At 43.7% G+C, this 18,597-nt stretch carries 14 protein-coding genes and 1 pseudogene; 5 read left to right on the top strand and 10 right to left on the bottom strand.

The window, feature by feature from the left end; translation table 11 throughout:
• The first annotated feature begins 32 nt into the window (after nt 1–32).
• Nucleotides 33–962 carry a LysR family transcriptional regulator gene (locus HJG39_RS09155; protein ID WP_268408639.1) on the top strand — a complete coding sequence of 310 codons (930 nt, stop codon included), beginning with the start codon at nt 33–35 and terminating at the stop codon, nt 960–962.
• A 682-nt stretch (nt 963–1,644) separates the two neighbouring features.
• On the opposite strand, the gene HJG39_RS09150 is transcribed toward HJG39_RS09155, so the two are convergent.
• The 4 genes and pseudogenes from HJG39_RS09150 to HJG39_RS09135 all read right to left on the bottom strand — a co-directional run bounded on the left by HJG39_RS09150 (nt 1,645) and on the right by HJG39_RS09135 (nt 3,548).
• On the bottom strand, nt 1,645–2,085 hold the full coding sequence (locus HJG39_RS09150; RefSeq protein ID WP_268408637.1) for a hypothetical protein: 441 nt from the start codon (nt 2,083–2,085) through the stop codon (nt 1,645–1,647).
• A 352-nt stretch (nt 2,086–2,437) separates the two neighbouring features.
• A complete protein-coding gene (locus HJG39_RS09145; protein WP_442781018.1) occupies nt 2,438–2,671 on the bottom strand; it encodes a type II toxin-antitoxin system RelE/ParE family toxin in 234 nt (77 codons plus the stop codon).
• 48 nt (nt 2,672–2,719) lie between these two features.
• Nucleotides 2,720–2,875 (bottom strand): annotated as a pseudogene (locus tag HJG39_RS09140) (TA system antitoxin ParD family protein); the annotation flags it as partial.
• A gap of 43 nt (nt 2,876–2,918) precedes the next feature.
• A complete protein-coding gene (locus tag HJG39_RS09135) occupies nt 2,919–3,548 on the bottom strand; it encodes a CatA-like O-acetyltransferase (RefSeq protein WP_268408635.1) in 630 nt (209 codons plus the stop codon).
• 313 nt (nt 3,549–3,861) lie between these two features.
• Between HJG39_RS09135 and HJG39_RS09130 the strand changes: the two genes are divergently transcribed.
• Complete coding sequence (locus tag HJG39_RS09130) at nt 3,862–4,620, top strand: sporulation protein (RefSeq protein ID WP_268408634.1); 759 nt, start codon at nt 3,862–3,864, stop codon at nt 4,618–4,620.
• 542 nt (nt 4,621–5,162) lie between these two features.
• Here the strand turns inward: HJG39_RS09130 and HJG39_RS09125 are convergent.
• A complete protein-coding gene (locus tag HJG39_RS09125; protein ID WP_268408633.1) occupies nt 5,163–5,906 on the bottom strand; it encodes a glutathione peroxidase in 744 nt (247 codons plus the stop codon).
• Nucleotides 5,907–6,123: 217 nt separating this feature from the next.
• Here HJG39_RS09125 and HJG39_RS09120 point away from each other — a divergent pair, with 217 nt between their 5' ends.
• Nucleotides 6,124–7,074: an NAD-dependent epimerase/dehydratase family protein gene (locus HJG39_RS09120; RefSeq protein ID WP_268408632.1), complete on the top strand. Its 951-nt coding sequence runs from the start codon at nt 6,124–6,126 to the stop codon at nt 7,072–7,074.
• Here the strand turns inward: HJG39_RS09120 and hldE are convergent.
• The 3 genes from hldE to HJG39_RS09105 form a co-directional block, all read right to left on the bottom strand.
• Nucleotides 7,068–8,489 (bottom strand): bifunctional D-glycero-beta-D-manno-heptose-7-phosphate kinase/D-glycero-beta-D-manno-heptose 1-phosphate adenylyltransferase HldE, encoded by a 1,422-nt coding sequence (hldE, locus tag HJG39_RS09115; protein WP_268408631.1) that lies wholly within the window; start codon nt 8,487–8,489, stop codon nt 7,068–7,070. The genes HJG39_RS09120 and hldE overlap by 7 nt on opposite strands.
• 21 nt (nt 8,490–8,510) lie before the next feature.
• Nucleotides 8,511–8,849 carry a metalloregulator ArsR/SmtB family transcription factor gene (locus HJG39_RS09110; protein WP_268408630.1) on the bottom strand — a complete coding sequence of 113 codons (339 nt, stop codon included), beginning with the start codon at nt 8,847–8,849 and terminating at the stop codon, nt 8,511–8,513.
• Nucleotides 8,850–9,181: 332 nt separating this feature from the next.
• Nucleotides 9,182–10,084: a DUF350 domain-containing protein gene (locus HJG39_RS09105; RefSeq protein ID WP_268408629.1), complete on the bottom strand. Its 903-nt coding sequence runs from the start codon at nt 10,082–10,084 to the stop codon at nt 9,182–9,184.
• A 153-nt stretch (nt 10,085–10,237) separates the two neighbouring features.
• On the opposite strand from HJG39_RS09105, the gene glnE reads away from it, so the two are divergent.
• On the top strand, nt 10,238–13,105 hold the full coding sequence (glnE, locus tag HJG39_RS09100) for a bifunctional [glutamate--ammonia ligase]-adenylyl-L-tyrosine phosphorylase/[glutamate--ammonia-ligase] adenylyltransferase (protein WP_268408628.1): 2,868 nt from the start codon (nt 10,238–10,240) through the stop codon (nt 13,103–13,105).
• A gap of 12 nt (nt 13,106–13,117) precedes the next feature.
• On the opposite strand, the gene HJG39_RS09095 is transcribed toward glnE, so the two are convergent.
• Together HJG39_RS09095 and lpxL are read right to left on the bottom strand one after the other, a co-directional pair.
• A complete protein-coding gene (locus HJG39_RS09095) occupies nt 13,118–13,747 on the bottom strand; it encodes a TcpQ domain-containing protein (RefSeq protein WP_268408627.1) in 630 nt (209 codons plus the stop codon).
• An 84-nt stretch (nt 13,748–13,831) separates the two neighbouring features.
• Nucleotides 13,832–14,755 (bottom strand): LpxL/LpxP family Kdo(2)-lipid IV(A) lauroyl/palmitoleoyl acyltransferase, encoded by a 924-nt coding sequence (gene lpxL, locus HJG39_RS09090; protein WP_326849251.1) that lies wholly within the window; start codon nt 14,753–14,755, stop codon nt 13,832–13,834.
• 237 nt (nt 14,756–14,992) lie between these two features.
• Here lpxL and HJG39_RS09085 point away from each other — a divergent pair, with 237 nt between their 5' ends.
• Nucleotides 14,993–18,592 (top strand): PAS domain S-box protein, encoded by a 3,600-nt coding sequence (locus tag HJG39_RS09085; RefSeq protein ID WP_268408626.1) that lies wholly within the window; start codon nt 14,993–14,995, stop codon nt 18,590–18,592.
• Nucleotides 18,593–18,597: the final 5 nt, after the last annotated feature.

Genomic DNA, 18,597 nt, shown 5'->3' with positions numbered 1-18,597 from the left:
TAAAGCATTTAACGAACGGATAAAGGCCAACTATGCAACAACTGGATTTAAATTTGCTCAAAATATTTGAAAGCCTTTATCAACAACGCAACATGACACAAACTGCACAAGTGCTTAATCTCACGCCCTCGGCGGTAAGCCATGCCGTAAAGCGCCTGCGAGAGTCGTTAAACGACCCGCTATTTGTTCGGCAAGGCAGTAAAATGCAGCCGACCCCCGCGTGCAGACGTTTAGCGCCACAACTGTTGGCTCATTTACATCAGCTTCGGCAAACCTTACAACAATTTACCCATTTCGAACCTGCTAACACTGAACAAACGTTTCATATTGCTATTCATCGCGCTCTTGAGCCGCTCATTGCGCCAGTTGTTTTTCGTGAAGGCCGTATGGCTGCCCCTAAGGCAAACTGGGTATTTATGGGATTGGACCGACAACAGGTGAAGCGCCAAATGACCGCCGGACAAATCGATTTCGCTATTGATATTGCCCAGCCGCTAGGCGCTCCGTTTTTGCATCAGCCGTTATTTAGCGACCCGTTATGTGTGATGTTTGACCCTGCGCAGCAGCCATGGCAAGCGGATGCTTTTTCGCAATCGGTGTATTTAGCGGCTGAGCATATTGCGGTATCGAATCGGCCGACTGGGATTGTGATGGAAGATTTTGAGCTGCAACAGCAAGGGTTTGTGCGCCATATTGCGCTGCGATGCCAGACGTATTTGGCAGCGACGCAGATGTTGCAGCAGACGTCTTTGTTGCTCACTCTGCCTCAAGGTATGGCGCAAGATTATTTGTTGAATGAACAACGTCATGAGGCAAATTCAACGTCTTTGGCGGTTTTGCCGTTGCCTTTTGCAACCCAACCGATAGAAACGCATCTTTATTGGCATGAGAATGCGGAACATGATGCTTCGTTGAAGTGGCTGAAGGATGTGTTGGTTGGCTGTTTGAATATGCGCTTGTGATGAATGGCTGAGCGCTCGACCTTCGCCTTGTTCTACAGTGTTCCTGTGACTCTGTATTCTGGTGAAAGTTAGCCATAGAAATTTGTCGCTGACTCGCCGTAAACCCACACTGGCTGCAAAACCTTTCGTATTCAGCCTTGTGAAACTTGCGCTGACTACAAGTTCTTTCACCTTGCTCAAAGCAATTCCAGTGTTCCTGTGACTCTGTATTTTGTGAAAGTTAGCCATAGAAATTTGTCGCTGACTCGCCGTAAACCCACACTGGCTGCAAAACCTTTCGTATTCAGCCTTGTGAAACTTGCGCTGACTACAAGTTCTTTCACCTTGCTCAAAGCAATTCCAGTGTTCCTGTGACGCTGTATTTTGGTGAAAGTCAGCCATAGAAATTTGTCGCTGACTCGCCGTAAACCCATCCATGGGGGCTCCACAGCCGCTTCCCTGCGGCTGAGGGTCTGCTCTCAATTTTCTATGGCTAACTCATGGTTGGGTGCTGATTCTAGCTTCAAAGCCTTTCGCCCTCGTGCTTGGGAAACTGGTTCTAGCCGCAAATAATAAGCTAGAAGAAGCACCTAAATTTGTATATAAATCAAAATATTTAACGTCATTGACTTATCGACAAAGAAAAATAAACAACCTTTTCAAATTTGATCGCCTTTCAATCCAACAAAACAAAGGAAAAAGCTTATATCTCACTAATTGCTCGAAGCGCTTCACTCTGTATTGCGTAAATTGGAATACTCTCTGCTACTTTTGTTGCAAATTCAATATTTCCTCTTTCCTTTGCCTTTAAAGCTAAAATTTTGAGCGAATCACTACGAACGTCATATAGCGGGATTGACTTTGATATTGTATAGGAAATATTAAAGTCTCCCCTATCTTCTGCTTTGCGAGACAGCTTCTCTAACGCAAAACTTCTATCAGAATACAAAGATATTTTTAATGCCGCTTCATATTTAAGTTGTATTTCCTGCCTTACTTCCGCATCCGGTACTTGCTTAGTTCCGTCTTTAAAATGATCGCCGTTATTCTTGATAACTTCAGACTCGGAACTATAAAAGGTAGCCACCGTAAAACCAGTTCCGATAATGGCTGAAATAGCGGCCAAATTTGATAAATATTTCATTAAAGCTCCATATAAAAAACAACCCCCTTAACTCTAGGCTAACTAACGTTGAGAGGTTTAGCTCATTGACAGACGCTCGAAAACTACTTGGAACACCAACAATTGGATAATAATAATGGCAAATCTACAATTATCAAAGGCAACAACTAGGTAAACTATTCAATTTTAAATTTACAAACATAATCAAATAAATAATGCCTGACGGTTCAGGATAATGGGAAATCGAAAAATATTGGCGAAGACTTCAATAAGAGGCTTCCTGCCGATCTCTAACCAAGAACGATAAAGCGCTCACTTTTAAATCTCAGTTCTATGACATTCTTAATATGAACCAGACAAATTGATCGAGCTTTTAAATACCACGCTTGATGTCTCGATAAAAGTTTTTATGGGAGCCTAAAACCATGAGTTTTAGTATCAATTTACTTTCATCAAAACTAGAGCCAAGCAAGGTTAATTGTTTATTCATTTTAAATTTATAAATATGCAAAAAGGATAAATCCCCCTTTTTCTGGTCGCCTAGTTTTGGTTCATCTATTAACGCCCTAATTGCGGCATCTAAATCTTTCTTTTGATTTGACTTCAACTTTTTTGCTGCTCTGCTAGAAGAGAGTACCCGAAAACGGCTGAAACCTTAGCCAAAATCGTATTCCTCTAGTTTTCCAGCTTCTTTCTTTGCTTTAGCAATAATAACTTGTTTAACAAATTCATAGGGTAAATCGGGATTCTCTTCCATCATCTCGCCAATTTTAGCCCAATGTTCAATTTGTTTAGGCGGTGTTGTATTCAACAAGATCTCGTTATCGGTTTCACTGGCATTTATAAAACTCCCCCTACACTTTCTTCTCTTGCAAAAACGCTTTGAATGCTTCCACAAATTGCGCTACGTGATAGCCATCCATGAGGGCGTGGCTTACCGACACTGCCACTGGCATAACACGCTTGCCATTTTCTTCTCGCATTTTGCCGAAGGCAAATTTGGGCACGGATTCTTTTTCGCCTAACACCGCTTCTTTGTGTCCAGTGAAGTTTAGCCACGGCAGCGCTGAGCAATATACGCAGTCTTGGGAATTACGCGGCGGGAAAAGGTCGTTGCTTTTAAATACACGCTGTTTTTCTGCCTGAAACGCTTGGTGAAATTCTGGCAAGTTTTCGCTGTATTCGATAAAGGAAAAACCAAAGGTGTTATTGGGGCGTAATACGGTTGTTGAAGCGTGAATAACGTCGTGAATGACCACAGTATCTTCGCCTTCAATGCGATAGCGAAACGGCTCGATGGCGTTCACAGCGCGCAAGCAATCGTGCAAATAAACGCTGAAAAAGCCGATGTCGTTGGCTTTTGCAAAGGTATAAGCTTGAGTGACATCTAATTCGACAGTTACCGCGAAATAAGGGTCTTGAAAGGTATTATAAAATTCGAAGTGGGCTTTACGATTCCACTGTTCAATGTTGAGGGTTTTCATAAGGCGACGACTTTGCTGGCGTTAGTTGTTTAATATTCGCTATTTGATTTTAGCCAATTGAAAATGACTGAATACGGCGGTTCGAAAACAATTCACATTCTCACTTTTTGAGCTGTGTGCCTATGCTACTGTTTTCAGTTGGCTTTCGCCATGCTGTTATTCAGCGTTAACTTTTTTGACTATTACCCTCATGACGCGAACTACGCCGACATTGCTTGTCACGTTTTGTTGGTTGAAACCCCTTTCGCATTTTGGAAAAATGCCTCACATATCATTGGAAAACCAGTTAATTCAACACGGATTGAAATACGTCATGTTTAAAAAACTCCTTGCTTCTGTGGGCATTGGTAACGCCAATGTCGATTTAATCATTCTCAGCCATCACCTTATTCCGGGTGAAAATTTCGATGTGGAAATTCGCTTCAAAGGCGGCAATGTCGCTCAAGAAATTAACGGGATTACACTGGCGTTAATGACCCAAGCCAAATACGAGGAAGAAGATGCTGAAGGCGAAGAATATAGCGCCTACAAAAACCTGATTTTACAGCAGTGGGACATCGAATGGGCTGGCACAGTTGAGCCGCATCAGGAATACGCCGAACGCTTTGAGTTAGACTTACACCCCGAAACACCGCTTACTACCATCGGCGACAAGCTCAACCAATCTCGCGTTTGGATTGAAACGGGCTTAGATATTCAAAGTGGCTTAGATGCCTCCGACAGAGACTTCCTTGATGTTTCCCCGCTTCCTGTGCAATACGCGCTGTTAGCCGCAATGGAAAGCTTGGGCTACTATCTGAAAAAAGTCGACGTTGAATTGGGCCAGCTTCGTTATTCCGGTGCAAACTCATCACTTAATTGCTATCAAGAAATTGAGTTTGGTTTACGAGGTTCTGGTTTGTTTGGCATCAAAGAAGTGGAAGTGACCTTTATTAACGACGGTCATGAAACGGAAGTTGTACTAGAAATCGATCGAACCTTTGGCAGCGACACCTACCGAATGTTAGTGCTGGATAATCATCTAACCGACATCAACGAGATCACAAGGAAATTACAAAGCGCGTTAGCATAATAGATGGCTGCTAATCCGCTAAAGCAAGGAAGGTTCCGCTATTTTGACGAGCCATGCCATAAAGACATGGCTTTCAATATTGCCCTACGTTGACAAGGGGTGTCTTTGCGCTAACTTCCTGAGAAGCACTGCCTGTTGTATTGGTTACTTCAGCAGGCACCAACAGCCTCGGCAGCCGATGATTGAGCTGAACCCATACAGCGCGTGAAAGCGTCTATCGCTTCCAGCTCTACTTGGGTGCAGTCGTAACATAATCCAGCTTCTTGGGATTGTGCAATACCGCAACAAATGGCGATAAATGTAAGAGAATTAAATGAGAAAAAACGCCTCGTGATACCTACTAGCTCTACCGATAATCACCCGAGATAGGAGATTACTGCCTCATATTTTGATAATGATGTAGGTCAACTGAACTTACAATAAATGTGAGGCGTAGTTTCACGCTTTTTCATAAAAAAACGGGCTATAAAAGCCCGTTTTGTATACTTCGCTGACAACCTAACCTTATTTTGATTACTATCCAATAAGGTCATTAGCCCAATTTAGGATGCAAAATATTTAGCTAATTCTTCGCTTCCCCCAATGAGCTTACCACCAATAAATACTTGGGGTACGACATCGGAACCGGATACCGCTTTCAAAGTGGTTAGTGTCGCGTCATGGCCCACTGAAATTTCTTCATATTTCAAGCCTTTCTCATCTAACAAATGCTTAGCATTTGTGCAGTATGGGCAGCCATGTTTAGTGAACACGGTGATTGGCTCAGGTGCTTTAGCCTCTTCATTGATGTATGCCAGCATGGTATCGGCATCGGAAACCTCAAACGGGTCGCCTTCTACATCTGGTTCGATGAACATTTTGTCGATCATACCGTCTTTAACTAGCATAGAATAACGCCAGCTACGCTCACCAAAACCGAGTTCTGTTTTATCAACTAACATGCCCATGCCGCGAGTAAAATCGCCATTACCATCAGGTAATAGGGTCACGTTTTGCACGCCTTGATCATCCCCCCAAGCGTTCATAACAAAGGTATCGTTTACCGATACACAGACGATTTCATCTACACCGTTTTCTTTGAATGTTGATGCCAGCTCTTCATATCGCGGCAAATGTGTAGATGAGCAAGTTGGCGTGAATGCACCCGGTAAGGCAAAAACAATAACAGTACGACCACTGAAAATACTATTGGTTGTGCGTAAGTGCCATTCGTCATTATCGCGAATTTTAAACACCATTCTTGGAATGGGTTGGCCTTCTTTGTTGTGTAAATTATGCGTAGTCATACAAGTTCCTCTTTAATTGCACCGAAGTAAATTTTAAACACGAGTACAGTGTAGTCAATCTTTCTAATTTAAGTTAGAGATTAATAACTATCTTATTAATCTATTTAAACAATTAAAACATCATTCGCCAATTTGTGAAATATTCTAAGCTTTCAACATTGCAGTTCCGCCTTGAGACTCTTACACTGAGTGAAAAAGCAAACTCGACTCCACCTTTATGAGTACCTTAATTACAGATATTTCCAGTTTTGTTGGTTTTAATTTATGTCGTAAGCTGCTATCAAAAGGTGAAAATGTTATTGGTTTATACGCCAATCCAGCACGGATTGAAACCTTAACTAACTCTGCTAACGCACATCATTTGACCCTTATCAACGTTGCACTGAATGATGAGCAAAATCTGCAACAAATCGTACATGAATACCGCCCCTCTACTCTATTTCATTTTTCCGATTTTGGTAGAGTATCCGCTCAAGCCGCGAGCGCCTTATCACATTTAATGACCGTGCTAGAAGCCTGTAAAAACAGCAGTGTGACACACTGTTTATTAAATTCCAGCAATGCGGTTTATTTGCCTCACCAATATTCAACCATGGCTTCCAATGAGTTGAGTGAGCATCCGCAAAACTTGGCCGCAGCAACCGCTCGCTCGTGCGAATTACTCAGTCACGCTTATAGTTTTCAATATGCGCTACCCTGCACTGTCGTGCGATTTTTCGAAGTGTATGGAAACGCCGCTGACGAGGATAATCTGGTTCACTCACTGTGGCAAAAAGTAGCACAGCATCAATCCATCGATTTGAATGATTACCCTATTGATTTGCTTGATTTTACTTATATCGACGATGTGTGTAATGCGCTACTGCGCTTACAAGAACACCCAGCCAAACCCAACCCAGACTGGCAACTAGACGAAGACTTCATGGACAGCAGCACTGCCCCGTGGCGCATTTACAACATTGGCACTGGCGTGGGCACACCTGTACTGTCATTGTTAGAAATGATCGCGGAAGTGCAGGGTCAACCTTTGCACTTCACAACACAACAAACAGCTACAGCGCCATTTCGACGAATTGCCGATGTTAAGCCCCTGCTAAGAGAAACCGGTTATCAACCGAGGACCAGCCTTTACGCTGGCCTTCGCCAAATGTTAGCTCGATCTTACTGATGCTTAACAATTTCGTTAATGATATTGGTGGTTGAAATGCCATCCTCAAAATTCAGCACTTTGACTTCACCGCCATTAGCAATCACTTGTTTTCCACCAGCGATGTCTTCAGGTTGGTAATCACCACCTTTAACTAACAAATCTGGCAAAATTTCACTGATTAAACGTTCTGGGGTTTCTTCGCTGAATGGCACCACCCAATCAACCGAGGCTAACCCCGCTAATACCGATAAACGGCGCTCAAGATTGTTAATAGGACGCCCTGCACCTTTTAAACCTCTTACCGACTCATCGCTGTTAACGGCAACAATCAGCCTGTCTCCAAGCTGCGCAGCATTTTCTAGATAAGAAACATGCCCTGCGTGGAGAATATCGAAACAACCATTAGTCATCACGATTTTCTCGCCGCGCAATTTAGCAGTTTTCACCGCCATTTTCAGTTGCGATTCCGTCATCACTCCAAGTCCGATGTCTGTGTCGGCAGCCACCGCTTGCGTTAACTCATTAACATTCACTGTAGACGTACCCAACTTGCCAACAACCACACCTGCTGCGGCATTAGCTAACACACACGCATCTGGCATCGATGCCCCTGCCGCCAAAGACGAGGCAATAGAAGCCACAACGGTGTCGCCAGCGCCGGTCACATCGTAAACTTCTTTCGCTTTTGCAGGTAAGTGCAATTCGGTTTGGTCTTTTTGAATCAATGTCATGCCATGTTCTGAGCGAGTCACTAGAATGGCATCGAACTCATAGGTTTGAATAAGCTCTTGAGCCCGAGCCACGATGGTTTCCTCATCTTTACAAAAACCAACCACGCCTTGGAACTCACTCATGTTTGGCGTTAATAACGTGGCACCACGGTAACGAGAAAAGTCTGTGCCTTTGGGATCAACAATGATGGGCAAACGGTAGGATTTTGCTAGCTGAATAAAGGCTTGCGGCTCACTCAAACACCCCTTTGCGTAATCGCTTAGTACCAGTGCGCCAGCTTCTTTCAGTTGTTTTTCTAACAAGGCTATGAGCGGCGCTTTACTGGTACTTTCGAAACTTTGTTCAAAATCAAGACGTATAAGTTGTTGGTTGCGGCTCAGCACGCGCAATTTGGTAATGGTATCTTGACCTTCGACTCTATCGAAGAAGCATTCAATACCCACAGATGACAACACGGTTTGCAATGTTTGCGCGGCTTCATCTTGTCCGCATAAACCGCCCACCGCTACATTCGCGCCCAAAGCGGCAATGTTTAAAGCGACGTTAGCTGCCCCGCCCGGCCTATCTTCATTGCCTTCGATTTTAACAACAGGAACAGGGGCTTCAGGGGAAATACGGCTAGTCGGGCCGAGCCAATATCGGTCGAGCATAATATCGCCGACCACCACAACATTGGCTTGAGAGAAAGCAGGTATTTGCATGATAAATCCGCTTGAGGGTGTTTATAAACAAGAATGGCGGGAGTTTACCACGGGGACTTCAAGACTCAACTGCATTGCACGTTCTTGATTTCCATCAAAGACGGTTTCTAATACTTGCTGCGCCCAAAGTGGCAGGGATTGATCGATTTCATAATAAAGCCAAAGTTCGCATCTGCGCTCTTTCACCACGCCTTTGTTACGCAATAAAACCAGATGCCGGGATACCGTTGATAACTTCTCGTCCAATGCTTGCGCTAAGTCGCACGAACATAATTCGCCTTCATGCATTAACATCAAGACAATATTTAAACGCAGAGGATCAGCCAAACATCGGAAGAATTGTTCAGTATGTAATTTCATCATTTTCGCCAAAAATTAGAAACCACTTACAGCCAACTACAGTGGTTTATAAAGCTTTTACTTTCTGGATGCCATCGCTAAATACCTGTTCCAAATTATCATTCACTGACTACAGCGAGTTTGCGATAAATCGCCGTAGGTGACTGACAATGAAACACAACTATTTAGGCGTACTCCTAAATTAGTGGGCTGAAAAGTACGCGAGAAATATGAAAGTTATATGAAATGTAGCCAATTTAACGCATAATTTTGTATATATTTTTTCTCTTTGCGGGACTAATGCACGACATTTCAGCAGTTCGGTACAAGGTAATCGAGCCCTAAAATTTATTTCACACCAGCAAACCGCGCAAAATTAATGCGATTCCAAGGCTGATTGTCAGCTCAATGCTGGCCACACCAATATTATGTTGTTGATCTATTTCTTGCTCTAAATTTACACGGTACAACACAATACGTTTAGATAACGCCGCAAGAATAGCCTGAGTAATGGCCAACCCTAAACCTAAGATAAACCAACTCGTAACATTGCTAACGTAACCATGAGGCAAATATTCCAACATATGTCCGGTTGCCGTCACAGCCATTGCGGTTCCAAGTAAATTCCCTGAATGTTGGATGGCAACTGCCAACTGCCCCTTTTCCAATGCAGCTTGCAATGCGCCAGAACGATTATGCTCGGAAAAGCGACGCTCAAAAATACGAGTCATAGTTAATAGAATGGCTTGTGTTACAAAGAAGCCTGAAATCACAGCAATCATTGCGTTTGCGTCCAATCCTTTAGCCCATAACATGACGCTTTGAATGATTAACGCCGTAGCAATGGAGCTAGACGCATCAACCATCGCAACAGCAACGTTTCTATCTTGAATGTTCTGCTCTTTATCAAAGCGGTTTAGAATAATTTTATCGTGGGCAAAGCGTCCGATTTTAATCAACACGATGCCTATCACACCGTAAGTTAAAATAGTGATAGTGGACTCTAAAAAGTCATCGGTTTTGGAATTCATTACGGCACCAACCAGCACAATACATAGCGCTAACATTCGGCCGGCAACACTAATTCCATAAGCGAAATTGTCTTTCTTGGTCAGCTCGTTAGTGGCTGAGCCACCTTGCAATAAGGAGGAGACCCACCACATGGCGCTCAACAATATGATGGCTATGCCTATATCAATGGCAAAATACCAGATGAGATCCGAAGAAACAGGTATCAGGTTAACTAGTGTGCTCATTACAACCTAACTTCTTAATAAAACGTTATTTTTTGATTTAAGTCATTTAACAGAAACGTGTCAAATAAAACCGCTTTTTATGGCCACGATTCATTGACACATTGGCGTTTTCTCGGTTTGATAACAGCAGTTTTAACTCGAGTACCGCTGATCATGTCACCATTGCTTAAAAACCTTGCCCAAACTCACTGGGAAAAGCTCGCAGCAGTTGCCGACCTGTCAATATTAACCCATACACAGACGCAACAACTCACGCATGTTCTGGCGTTAAGTGACTTTGTGGCCCGTCAGCTTATCTCGGCCCCACACACCCTGCCTCAGCTACTCGAAATCACCCCGGAAACTTGCACATTTGAACATTATTATCACAGCATTTCCAAGCAATTGGAGGAATGCCAAGACGAAACTTCCGGGCATGGCGTCATAAGACGCTTTCGGCACTTACACATGATGGCAATTGCGTGGTGGGATCTAACTAACATGCAAGAAATTGACACCTCTTTACTGCAAGTCTCCCATTTAGCCGATGCCATTATTAAAGCAACTTACGACTGGTTATATCAAATGCTGTGCGAGAAACATGGCACTCCGATGGGCGAGTTGGGCCCGCAACCCATGTTTATTATTGCAATGGGTAAGCTAGGTGGGCGTGAGCTTAACTATTCTTCCGATATTGATTTGATCTTTTGTTACCCGCAACAGGGTGAAATAACGTCGGGCAGAAAACCGATGGAGCATCAAACCTTTTTTACCCGGCTTGGACAGCGGCTGATTACGGCTCTCAACCAAACCACAGTTGATGGACAAGCTTTTCGTGTAGACATGCGATTGCGCCCATTTGGAGAAAGCGGCCCACTTGTCACTCACCTCGCCGCTATTGAAGACTATTATCAGGAACAAGGCCGTGAATGGGAGCGTTACGCTATGGTCAAAGCGCGAGTTGTTAACGAAGACTCGCCTTATGCCCAAGAGTTACAGGATATATTGCGTCCCTTTGTTTTTCGCCGATACATCGACTTTGGTGTGATCGACTCACTCCGTAATATGAAGCGGCTTATTCAACAGGAAGTACGTCGACGAAAACTGAATAACAACATTAAATTGGGACGTGGCGGCATTCGTGAAGTGGAATTTATCGTACAGAGTTATCAATTAATTCGCGGCGGCAGAGAACCCGAATTGCAGGAAAAAAGCCTGCTTCGCGTACTACAACAACTGGTCGATAAGCAGATTATGCTCTCTGATGAAGCGGAGTCCTTACGCTATGCTTATTTGTATCTGCGTAAGGTAGAGCATTGTCTGCAACAGTTTAACGATGAGCAAACCCAAGATTTACCGCAAGATGAGATAGCACAAGCGCGCTTAACCTTTGTTATGGAGCAGGAGAGCTTTCCGCGTTTATTAGAAGAAATAGACAAGCAAACCACTGTCATCAGTAATGCATTCCAAACCATCATTGGCGAAAACGACGAAGAGGACGACGACCCTGAACTTGAACACCTAAAAGATTTATGGGTACTGACCGTAGATAAAGAATTAGAAGAAGAAGCCGCTCACGACATTTTGGCAAACTGGCTGCTTCAAGAACAGCAAGTGCAGTGTTTTCAGGTGTTAACGCAATTCAAATCCGAGCTTGGGAAAAAACCAATTGGCACTCGCGGAGCAGAAACACTTGATAAACTCATGCCTAAGCTCCTGTTGGAAACCTTCAAATTCTCCCCTAAAAATGCCAGTAACTTGTTAAGTAGCTTAATTCAAGTCATGGATCAGATTCTACAACGAACCGCCTATATGGAATTGCTGCTAGAGAACCACGGCGCACTGCAACAACTGGTGAAGCTTTGTGACTGTAGCCCGTGGATTGCCAATCAGCTACAGCGCTTCCCTATCTTGTTAGATGACTTGCTAAACCCTGCCGATTTGTATAATCCAACGCCTCCAGAACAGTACCCTGCCATGTTACGTCAGGTGTTATTGCGTGTGCCGCAAGAAGATTTGGAACTGCAAATGGAAACGTTGCGCCAGTTCAAACTTAGTCAACAATTACGTATTGCAGCGGCAGATGTCACAGGCGCACTGCCGATTACTCAGGTTAGTGATCATTTAACCGCTTTGGCAGAAACCTTGGTAGCAGAAACCGTTAATTTAGCTTGGCACCAAATGCTCGAGCGCTACGGGTTGCCCGACAACGCCACGCAGGATAACAAAGGTTTTGCGGTAATCGCCTATGGGAAATTAGGCGGTATTGAACTGGCCTATGGCTCAGATTTAGATTTGGTATTTTTGCATGATTGCACTAGCCAAGCCCAAACGAGCGGACCGAAAACAATCAGTGCGAAGCAATTTTATGTCAAGTTATCGCAACGTATTATTCATATGTTTACCACCAAAACGTTGTCTGGAGATTTATATGAGGTAGATATGCGCTTGCGACCTTCTGGCAATTCAGGTCTGCTGGTTTCGCACATCGATTCCTTCGAAAATTATCAGCAAACAGAAGCGTGGACATGGGAACATCAAGCCCTAATGCGAAGTCGTTGTATTCTTGGGGATGCCGCCTTGCGAACACGATTTGTTCACGTCAGAGACAGTATTTTGCAACGTCAACGGGACCTTTCCACGTTGCGTCAGGACATCTTGTCCATGCGCGAGAAAATGCGAACACACCTTAACAAGGGTAACGCTACGCAGTTCGATTTGAAGCAGGATATTGGCGGCATAACCGATATTGAATTTCTAGTGCAATATTGGGTTTTGGCGCATGCACATGCGCAACCAGCGCTAACCAAGTGGTCAGATAATTTACGTATTTTGAAGCAACTTAATCAGTTGGGGATAATTGAGGCGGATGAAGAGTCTGTTTTAATTGAAAGTTATCTGGATTACCGTCGCCGAGGTCATCGCTTGTCTTTGGCGCTTCAGCCTGCTTTGGATGATAAAGACGAATTCACATCGCAGCGTCAACACATCGCCCACATTTGGAATAAATACCTTGGAAATGATTTAACGATAGCGGACTAATCCACGCGCTTATTAATCGCCGCTAGGTCCGGCTAATACACAATAGGTTTTAAGATAATCGGACTCTTTTTCGGTGATGACTAAAGAACGATTACGAGGGCAAATGTAAGCTCGCACAGTCCCATCAAAATTGCTGTCCACGGTGCGCGCAATTTTATGTAACGAGCCCACGATAGTGTCATCCATTTGGAAATGATCTTTGACGATAAAATCCTGATCCAACTCCCAAATGACCTGCATTCCTTCTCGCTGAGCAAAATTGGTAATCGACTCTCGTAATGTGCTACCTGCTTCAAAAGTGCGAAATTTATGCTCACCCACCCAACGTCCTGTTACCGGTGTTTGTGTGCTTTCCATATCTTTTAAACGCGCCCCCAGCGGTTGATCATCGGTATCATTGAGCTGCATGACAAAGTCGCTTGTTTCTTCTTCGATAGGCTTGGTTGATGACTGACGGTATTCACTGTAAAAGTCACTGACATTCGCAGAGATTTCCTTTGGCTTAGATGGATCAGCCGCTTGCGGCTCATTGTCTCTGGAGCGCTGCATACTAATAACAACCACTGCAACGATAATAAGTACCGCAGCAAGACCAATGTGCCTCGCCCAAAATACAGCATTGGAAACACGCTTAACCGTCATATTACTTATTGCCCGCCTTTGTCATTTTCACATGCACTCTTTATATCTGATACACATTGAATAAACCAGTTCCAATTTTCTCAACTATGAATACAACGACGCATCTTCTTTTTTGGGTCGTGTTTTGTAGCGTTTATGCATCCACAAATATTGCTCAGGGTATTCAAGGATCATTTGCTCAATCTTCTGATTAACCTTCGTCATATCTTTTATATCGTCCTCACTTGGGAAGTCCTTTAGGCCGGGATAAAACTTCACTTTGTAACCTGTTTTGGTTCTGATTGAAGCAATAAATACAGTTTCACAATTCGAACGACTCGCGATAATTTTCGGTCCCAGTGTCGTCGCCACCTCCGGTACCGCAAAAAACGGTACAAACACACTGGAGCGCGGACCATAATCTTGGTCCGGTAAATAGAAACAGATTTCCTTATTATTTAAGGCAGTAAACAACGACCTTAAATCGCGTTTATGGATCAGGTAACGATTTGAGCGGGCTCGCCCACGATATTGTAGAAATTCAATGACGGGATTATCATGACGCCGATAAAATGCCACAGAAGGCTGTTTTAGTCCCGCCACCCTACAGCCAACTTCTAAAGACATATTGTGTGTAGCTAACCCCAAAACCCCTTTTCCTTTAGCGAGGACAGCTTCAACGTGTTCAAATCCTTCCACTTCGCCAATCCGACGAATACGCCAATCAGGCCACCACCACCCCATAATTGTTTCAATCATGGCAAGACCAGCACTTTCAATGTTGGCCTGTAAAATAGCCTCTCGTTGCGACTCTGGCATATCAGGAAAGCTCAAAGCCAAATTTCGGCGCGCCACTTTTACCCGAGACTTAGCTAATTTTTGCAATAATTTTCCCAAGCCCTTGCCCAAGTATTTAAGTATGGGGTAAGGCAACCATGAAATTAAATACGCCAATCCAACGAAAAACCAAGTTAACCAATGTTTTGGATGCAACAATTTCATTTCAAATGGCGGGGGCTGAATATGCAAAGAAAACCTCTAAAATAAAATACGGATAACAATAAGGCGCTAATCATAATCGAAGCGTTGTCCCTATCCAATAAGGAGAACGGACTTCGTGTCTGTTTATTGACTAAATCCTTTAAGAATCTCACTGGTGGCTTTACATGAGAGGAACTTGCAGTAATATCCTAAGTACGGATGGCGATGTTTCGATAGCCGAAGCTCCACTATACGGATCCAATTTAAAGCGAGTATCAGCGAAAAATGACCCACGAAAGCACCAACAATGTGCAAGCTCTGTCGCAACTCAAAACCATTATTGATCACACAGCATCAGGTGTGATGCAACTTGACCGAAAAGGCACGATTTTATTCGCCAACAAGTCCGCATCTCGCTTATTTGGATATGAAAGCCAAGAATTGTTTGGCCTTCCCTTAGACACCCTCATTCCGGGTCAGTTTGTTGGAGCAAGTGAGGATGTATATCACAACTTCCTCGCTCAATTCCCCGTTGAAAAAATCGGTCAAGGTACCTCTTTAAACGCCTTTAAGAAAAATGGCGACATAATTTTTGTGTCTATCGGCGTGTCTGTTGTTCCCTCAACAACGGATGCATCAAGCGCGGATGCCATTGAAGAACAACTTGTGCTAACCGTACAAGAAGCATCTCAATTACGTGTTGCGGAAGAGCGCTTATTTAAACTCAACAAGAAATTTGCCATCGCCAAAGATTCAGCCGGAATTGGCCTTTGGGAATACGATTTAGTAAGCGGTTCCCTTGAGTGGGATGATCAGATGAAAACCTTGTACGGCGTTAATGATCTGATGTTTTACGGCAAACTTGAGAACTGGATAGAAAGAGTTCATCCAGCAGATATAAACCGTGTTGAAGTCGCAATTGATGAGTGTATCGAAACCGAGCAAGTTCTTGATATAAGCTTCCGCATTCTGACGCCGACTGGAGCTGAAAAATACATTAAGGCATACGCAAAAGTAAACCTTAATGATTATGGTGAACCACAAAGTATTATTGGCGTTAATTACGACCTCACTGACCGTTATCAGGCAGAACTGCAACTAGAAAGTAGCACCCGGGAAAATGCCCTGTTAGCCACCGTTACCCGAGAAATGAACGATGGCGTGATTGTAACTGATACTGAACATCACATTATATGGGTTAATCCGGGCTACGAAAAAATTAGCGGCTTTGATATGCGCGATATTATTGGTCTGCCAATTGAACAGCAACTTTATGGCGATTTGACTAACTCGGAAACCAAAGCACGTATCAACGAAGGGTTACTTGACGGCACAGGCTTTATCGAAGAAATCATCAATTACAATAAAAACCACAAACCTTATTGGATTAAGGCTAACGGTCAACCCGTTTATACTAACGGGGTTATCTCCGGTTTTATGTGCCTTGTTAGTGATATTACCGACCAGAAGAATGCTGAGCTCAAAGTTGTGTCGATGAATCGCCTGCAACAAGCTATTTTGGACAGCGCCAACTTAATGCTGATTTCGACCGACGCCGAATTTATCGTCAAAACCTTTAACCGCTGCGCTGAAAATCTACTTGGCTACAACGCAAGCGAAGCGATTAATCAACTTAATTTAATGGACTTTTTCGATCCTCAAGAGTTGATTATGGGAGCTCAGAAATTAAGCCGAGCACTCAACATGAATCTAAAACCGGGCGTTGATACTTTCATGGAAAAGGCCAGACAAGGCATTAATGTTGAACAAGAGTGGCAATTAACCGCTAATAATGGTCGATCTTTTCCAGTCATGATGTCCATCGTAACATTGAGTGGAGAAGAAGGTAATGCAGGTGGATACTTAGCCATTGCCCGCGACATCAGCCAGTTAAAAGCCGTCGAAGCAGAAAAACAACGTAACCAAGATTTGCTCGAAACCACGGGAACAATGGCCAAACTCGGAGGCTGGGAATTTGACCTGCGCTCGAATCAGCTAACGTGGTCAAAAGAAGTGTATCGAATCCACGAACTGCCTGTCGGTGAACCTATTGATTTGGGTGATTCCATCAATTACTTCGCCCCTGAAAGTCGTCCCATTATCCAAAGAGCAATAGAAGACGGCATTGTTGAAGGCCGAGGCTGGGACTTACAACTCCCCTTTATCACCGCTAGAAATCGACGCATTTGGGTACGTTCGGTTGGCTTCGTAGAGTACGCCGATGGCGAACCCGTGGTATTGCGAGGCGCGTTCCAAGATATTACCCAACTTAAACGCGCGGAAGAGAAAGCCAAGGATGCCAGCCGTATTAAAAGTGAGTTTCTAGCCAACATGAGCCATGAAATCCGCACACCGATTAACGGCATCATCGGTATGAATGATTTATTGCTCAAAACACAACTTAATGAAAAGCAACGTCATTACGTCAAACTCGCGCAAGCAAGTGGCGAGTCCTTGTTACATCTCATTAATGACATTCTGGACTTTTCTAAAATTGAGGCAGGGAAACTACAACTGGAAGAAATTAAGTTTGATTTATACAAACTATTAGCGGAGATTGCCGACACTTTTGCACTCAAAGCGGAAGAAAAGCGCCTAGAGTTTGTTTACTTTATTGATAAGTCAGTACCGCAATATATACGCTCCGATCCAAGCCGCATCCGTCAAATCATCACCAACTTGGTCTCCAACGCCTTAAAGTTTACTGAAACCGGTGAAGTTATCCTCAAAGTTAAAGAGGTGGGCTTAAATCGACTGCGTTTTGAGATCATTGATACTGGCATTGGCATTCCACAAGACAAACTCGATAACTTGTTTAACAAGTTTGTTCAAGTTGACGCCTCTACAACGCGAAAATTTGGTGGCACCGGTTTAGGCTTGGCAATCTCAAAACAATTATCCGAGATGATGGGGGGACGCATAGGCGTTACCAGTGAACATGACAAAGGCTCAACATTTTGGTTTGACATTCGATACGGCGAAATCCTAGACGAAGTCATACTGGAAAGTTTCGTACCAGACCTCGCCAACATTCGTTTAATGTTGTTGGACGATAGAGAGATTAATCACGAGCTCGTACAATACCTATTGCAATCAACAGAGGTTGATCTTGTGTGCGTGCGTTCTGCCCCTGAAGCCATGAAAACCCTTCGCGCGGAAAATGCCGAGGGAAACCCAATTGATTTAGTTTTGCTCGACACCAATATCCCAGGCATTAACGGTATTCAATTAACCAAAGCGATTCGTCACGACACTTCATTACAGCAACCGCTTATCATTTTAATGACGCCGGTGGGCTCATCCCACAGAGAAAGTACATTAAAAGGATTAGACATTAATGGTCGTTTCCACAAGCCCATTAAACCCCATAACTTTTATCGAGCATTGGGCAATGTGATGGGCCAGTATGTAGAATTAGAAGCCGACCCTGATGATGAAGATGCACCTACCCCCACCTTAGGCGAACATCGTATTTTGTTGGTTGAAGATAATTACATTAACCAGCAAGTCGCCATGGAAATGCTCAAAGACTTGGGCTGCTTTGTACAAGTGGCGGAAAATGGAGAACAAGCTTTAGAAGCACTAAAAAGCACATCAGAACCTTTCCAGCTTATTCTGATGGACTGCCAAATGCCGGTGATGGATGGTTACGAAGCCAGCCGAATTATTCGCGCCTCGAAGCACCCTAATATCGATCCGAATATTCCCATCATTGCGCTAACAGCCAACGCAATGAAAGGTGATGAAGAAAAGTGCATAGAAGCGGGAATGAATGATTACATGGCTAAACCCATTGTAAATACCGCCTTGCGTAAAGGTATTGATAAATGGTTGAACCAGAAAAACTCGGCACCTCCGATAGCTGTGCAGACGGTAATAAAATAATCATC

This window comes from Alteromonas sp. a30, assembly GCF_026788005.1.
Classification (GTDB): Bacteria; Pseudomonadota; Gammaproteobacteria; order Enterobacterales; family Alteromonadaceae; genus Paraneptunicella.
This window is presented reverse-complemented; position numbering and strand designations above follow the sequence as displayed.

Excerpts from the sequence above, each read along its gene's own strand:
- HJG39_RS09095 (WP_268408627.1), bottom strand. The coding sequence starts at position 13,747 with ATGACGGTTAAGCGTGTTTCCAATGCTGTATTTTGGGCGAGGCACATT.
- hldE (WP_268408631.1), bottom strand. The coding sequence starts at position 8,489 with ATGCAAATACCTGCTTTCTCTCAAGCCAATGTTGTGGTGGTCGGCGAT.
- HJG39_RS09110 (WP_268408630.1), bottom strand. The coding sequence starts at position 8,849 with ATGAAATTACATACTGAACAATTCTTCCGATGTTTGGCTGATCCTCTG.
- HJG39_RS09125 (WP_268408633.1), bottom strand. The coding sequence starts at position 5,906 with ATGACTACGCATAATTTACACAACAAAGAAGGCCAACCCATTCCAAGA.
- glnE (WP_268408628.1), top strand. The coding sequence starts at position 10,238 with ATGTCACCATTGCTTAAAAACCTTGCCCAAACTCACTGGGAAAAGCTC.
- HJG39_RS09085 (WP_268408626.1), top strand. The coding sequence starts at position 14,993 with ATGACCCACGAAAGCACCAACAATGTGCAAGCTCTGTCGCAACTCAAA.
- HJG39_RS09150 (WP_268408637.1), bottom strand. The coding sequence starts at position 2,085 with ATGAAATATTTATCAAATTTGGCCGCTATTTCAGCCATTATCGGAACT.
- HJG39_RS09120 (WP_268408632.1), top strand. The coding sequence starts at position 6,124 with ATGAGTACCTTAATTACAGATATTTCCAGTTTTGTTGGTTTTAATTTA.
- HJG39_RS09155 (WP_268408639.1), top strand. The coding sequence starts at position 33 with ATGCAACAACTGGATTTAAATTTGCTCAAAATATTTGAAAGCCTTTAT.
- HJG39_RS09135 (WP_268408635.1), bottom strand. The coding sequence starts at position 3,548 with ATGAAAACCCTCAACATTGAACAGTGGAATCGTAAAGCCCACTTCGAA.
- HJG39_RS09105 (WP_268408629.1), bottom strand. The coding sequence starts at position 10,084 with ATGAGCACACTAGTTAACCTGATACCTGTTTCTTCGGATCTCATCTGG.
- HJG39_RS09130 (WP_268408634.1), top strand. The coding sequence starts at position 3,862 with ATGTTTAAAAAACTCCTTGCTTCTGTGGGCATTGGTAACGCCAATGTC.